General features: G+C 71.6%; 5 protein-coding genes. 2 read left to right on the forward strand and 3 right to left on the reverse strand.

Annotation, left to right across the window (positions count from 1 at the left end; all coding sequences use genetic code 11):
• Positions 1 to 51: 51 nt before the first annotated feature.
• From CCN72_RS34915 to CCN72_RS34925, 3 genes are all read right to left on the reverse strand, one after another.
• On the reverse strand, positions 52 to 231 hold the full coding sequence (locus tag CCN72_RS34915; protein ID WP_085566043.1) for a hypothetical protein: 180 nt from the start codon (positions 229 to 231) through the stop codon (positions 52 to 54).
• Positions 232 to 402: 171 nt separating this feature from the next.
• Entirely contained in the window at positions 403 to 1,071 is a 669-nt protein-coding gene (locus CCN72_RS34920) for a class I SAM-dependent methyltransferase (protein ID WP_086812370.1), read from the reverse strand.
• 175 nt (positions 1,072 to 1,246) lie between these two features.
• Positions 1,247 to 1,450 (reverse strand): cold-shock protein, encoded by a 204-nt coding sequence (locus CCN72_RS34925; protein WP_003992177.1) that lies wholly within the window; start codon positions 1,448 to 1,450, stop codon positions 1,247 to 1,249.
• A gap of 287 nt (positions 1,451 to 1,737) precedes the next feature.
• Here CCN72_RS34925 and CCN72_RS34930 point away from each other — a divergent pair, with 287 nt between their 5' ends.
• On the forward strand, positions 1,738 to 2,586 hold the full coding sequence (locus CCN72_RS34930; protein ID WP_086812372.1) for a menaquinone biosynthetic enzyme MqnA/MqnD family protein: 849 nt from the start codon (positions 1,738 to 1,740) through the stop codon (positions 2,584 to 2,586).
• Between the two features lie 41 nt (positions 2,587 to 2,627).
• Positions 2,628 to 3,745, forward strand: a 1,118-nt coding sequence (locus CCN72_RS34935; RefSeq protein ID WP_244174629.1) for a serine/threonine-protein kinase, incomplete at its 3' end; no start/stop codon positions are given.

The raw sequence follows: 3,745 nt of genomic DNA on the forward strand, positions 1-3,745 counted from the left end.
GAGGGGGAAGTGTGGGGGTGTGCCGCGGCGGCCGTGCGCTGTTCCGTGGGATCAGGAGCGGACGAAGCCCGGACCGTGGTCGTCGGAGGCCTGGACGGAGTGGTTGCCGCCCTGCACCACGGCCTGGTGCAGCCCGGTGCCGGGCAGCGCGGCGGCGGCGCCCAGGGCGAGGACGCCCACGCCCGCCAGGGCCGCCAGAGCCGTCTTCGTACGCAGTGCGATGGAACGCATGTGCAACCCCTTGTGAGAGACGGACCGGGTTCCGGTCGCCGGGCTCTCCCGGCGCCACGACCGATATTTGGGGGAAGCGGTCCCTGTGCCGTCCCCGCCGGTTACCGGGGCCGGGGAGGCCGTCGGGACCCTTACTCGGCTGCGCAGGTCAGAACGGGTGTCGGGCGGGTGTCAGAGGGGTTTGACGACGCCCAGGAAAGCCTGTGCGACCGGTGCGACACCCTTGCCGAGCGTGTCGTCGGGCTCGCGCACGGTACGGAAAGCGAGGGTGAACCCCGCGCTCGTCAGCAGCCGGACCATGTCCTCGGGGCGCCGCCGCCGGAAGTCCAGCGTGACCGGGTGCCCCCAGGGGTTCTCCAGCCTGCGGGGCTCCGTGCCGGTCTGGAACGCCAGCAGCAGCCGCCCGCCGGGTGCCAGGACGCGGTACAGCTCGGCGAACAGCTCCGGGAGCCGCTCGTCGGGGGTGTGGATGGTGGAGTACCAGGAGACAGCGCCGGCGAGACCGCCGTCGGGCAGCGGAAGGTCCAGCATGGAGCCCTGCTCGAACCGCAGCCCGGGATGCTCGCGGCGGGCCACGGCCAGCATGGCGGCGGAGAGGTCCAGACCGAAGGCGTCCACGCCCAGGGCGGCGAGATGCCCGGTGACCGCGCCGGGACCGCAGCCGAGGTCCGCGACGGCCGCTCCGGGTCCCACCTGCTCCGCGAACGCGGCGAGCAGGGCGCGCTCCAGCGGCTTGTCGGCGAGGGGATTCGCGAAGTGCTCCGCGTAGTCCTCGGCGACGGTGTCGTAGAAGTCGCGGGTGGCGGTCAGGAAGTCCGGGGAGCCCTGAGTTTTGGTCATGCCCCGAAACGTAGTAGTTCGTGAACGAATCGCGAACCGCGGAAGAAATAGTTCCGTATACGGACCGTTCGCTCCGCCCGCCGCGGACCGTCCGCGGAAAAGGCAGGAGCCCCGTCGCCGAAGACGGCGCGGGGCTCCTTGGGTACTGCTCTCAGGTTCTGCGATCAGGCAGTGATCAGACGGGGGTGACGTTCTCCGCCTGCGGACCCTTCGGGCCCTGCGTCACATCGAAGGACACCTGCTGGTTCTCCTCGAGGGAGCGGAAGCCGCTGGCGTTGATCGCGGAGTAGTGAACGAAGACGTCGGGGCCGCCGCCCTCCTGGGCGATGAAGCCAAAGCCCTTTTCGGCGTTGAACCACTTAACGGTTCCGGTAGCCATAAGCCCTCCTTGGGCCCAAAAGGGTTGCCCTGCTCCAGAACCTGCCGGTGCGAAAACGTGCTGCACCACTGCATTCGTCTGAAAACGACGAGAGCCCGCGGTCACATGCTCCGCAGGCTCTGTACTGCAAGGGAAACCAAACTGCAACTTGCGGCGAGCCTAGCATGCAGGCAGCCGAAAGCAATAGAGGGCAAGATCACTTCACTCGGATGTTTGAAAGCCGGTAACCCGTTTGACGGCGGGGCCGGTCCGAGCACCGTACCAGCCGAGGGCTAGAGTCCCGCGATGTGGACATTTCTCGCACCCGGCCGCGCGTCGGCCACATCCAGTTCCTGAACTGCCTGCCCCTGTACTGGGGGCTCGCGAGAACCGGCACGCTCCTCGACTTCCAGCTGACCAAGGACACGCCGGAGAAGCTCAGCGAGCGGTTGATCCAGGGGGAGCTCGACGTCGCCCCGGTCACCCTGGTCGAGTACCTGAAGAACTCGGACGACCTGGTCGCCTTCCCGGACATCGCCGTGGGCTGCGACGGCCCCGTGATGTCCTGTGTGATCGTCTCGCAGGTCCCGCTGGAGCAGCTGGACGGCGCGAAGGTCGCCCTCGGCTCCACCTCCCGCACCTCCGTCCGCCTCGCCCAGCTGCTGCTCGGCGAGCGGTACGGCGTCCAGCCCGAGTACTACACCTGCCCGCCCGACCTCGGCCTGATGATGCGGGAGGCCGACGCCGCCGTACTGATCGGCGACGCGGCCCTGCGCGCCAACCTGCACGACGGCCCGCGCTACGGCCTCGACGTGCACGACCTGGGCACGCTGTGGAAGGAGTGGACGGGACTGCCGTTCGTCTTCGCGGTGTGGGCGGCCCGGCGGGACTACCTGGAGCGCGAGCCGCTCATCACCCACCAGGTGCACCAGGCGTTCCTGGAGTCCAAGAAGATCTCCCTGGAGGAGGTCGACAAGGTCGCCGAACAGGCCGCCCACTGGGAGGCGTTCGACGCGGAGACGCTCGCCAAGTACTTCACCACCCTGGACTTCAGCTTCGGTGACGCCCAGCTGGCCGCGGTCGCCGAGTTCGCCCGCCGGGTCGGCCCCACGACCGGCTTCCCGGCCGATGTGAAGGTGGAACTGCTCCGCCCGTAATCACTAGGCTGCGGTCGGGTCTACGGGGGAGAGGTGAGACCGTGCAGCCGCTCGCTGGGGACGAACCGGCGGCCATCGGGCCGTACCGGCTGCTGGGACGGCTCGGGGCCGGCGGGATGGGCCGGGTCTACCTCGGGCGCAGCGCCGGGGGCCGCACGGTCGCCGTCAAGATCGTGCATCCGCAGTTCGCGCTGGACGAGGAGTTCCGCGCCCGCTTCCGCCGCGAGGTGGAGGCCGCGCGCCGGGTCGGCGGCGCCTGGACCGCGCCGGTGCTCGACGCGGACCCGGACGCGCCGGTGCCCTGGGTCGCCACGGCCTATGCGGCGGGCCCCTCCCTCGCCGCGGCCGTCTCCGACGCGGGCCCGCTGCCCGAGCACACGGTACGAGCCCTCGCCGCGGGCCTCGCGGAGGCGCTGGCCGCGGTGCACGCTCTGGGTCTTGTGCACCGGGACGTCAAGCCGTCCAACGTGCTGCTGACCCTGGACGGCCCGCTGCTGATCGACTTCGGCATCGCGCGGGCCACCGACGGCACGGCGTCCCTCACGGCCACCGGCGCCTCGGTCGGCTCGCCCGGCTACATGGCCCCCGAACAGATCCTCGGCGCCGGTGTCCTGGGGGCGGCGGACGTCTTCTCGCTCGGCGCGGTGCTGACGTACGCGGCCACCGGACAGGCCCCCTTCCCGGGCGACTCCTCGGCGGCGCTGCTGTACAAGGTGGTGCACGAGGAACCCGAACTGGGACCGCTGAGCGGTGAGTTGCGGTCCGTCGCCGCGGCCTGCCTCGCGAAGGACCCGTCGGCCCGCCCCGCCCCGGCGGAGGTCGGCCACCGCCTGGCCCCCGAGGGCGCGGCCCGCCTGGTGTCCGGGGGCTGGCTGCCGGGACCCCTGGTCGAACAGGTCAGCAGGAGCGCGGTGCAGCTGCTCGACCCAGAGCGTGCACCGCGGCCAGCGCCTCCGCGAGGCCCGCGGCGAGGGCTCGTACCGTGTGCTCGGGCAGCGGGCCCGCGTCGGAGACGGCCGCGGCGAGGGAGGGGCCCGCCGCATAGGCCGTGGCGACCCAGGGCACCGGCGCGTCCGGGTCCGCGTCGAGCACCGGCGCGGTCCAGGCGCCGCCGACCCGGCGCGCGGCCTCCACCTCGCGGCGGAAGCGGGCGCGGAAC

This window comes from Streptomyces murinus, from assembly GCF_002154555.1.
In the GTDB taxonomy this organism is placed as follows: domain Bacteria; phylum Actinomycetota; class Actinomycetes; order Streptomycetales; family Streptomycetaceae; genus Streptomyces; species Streptomyces murinus.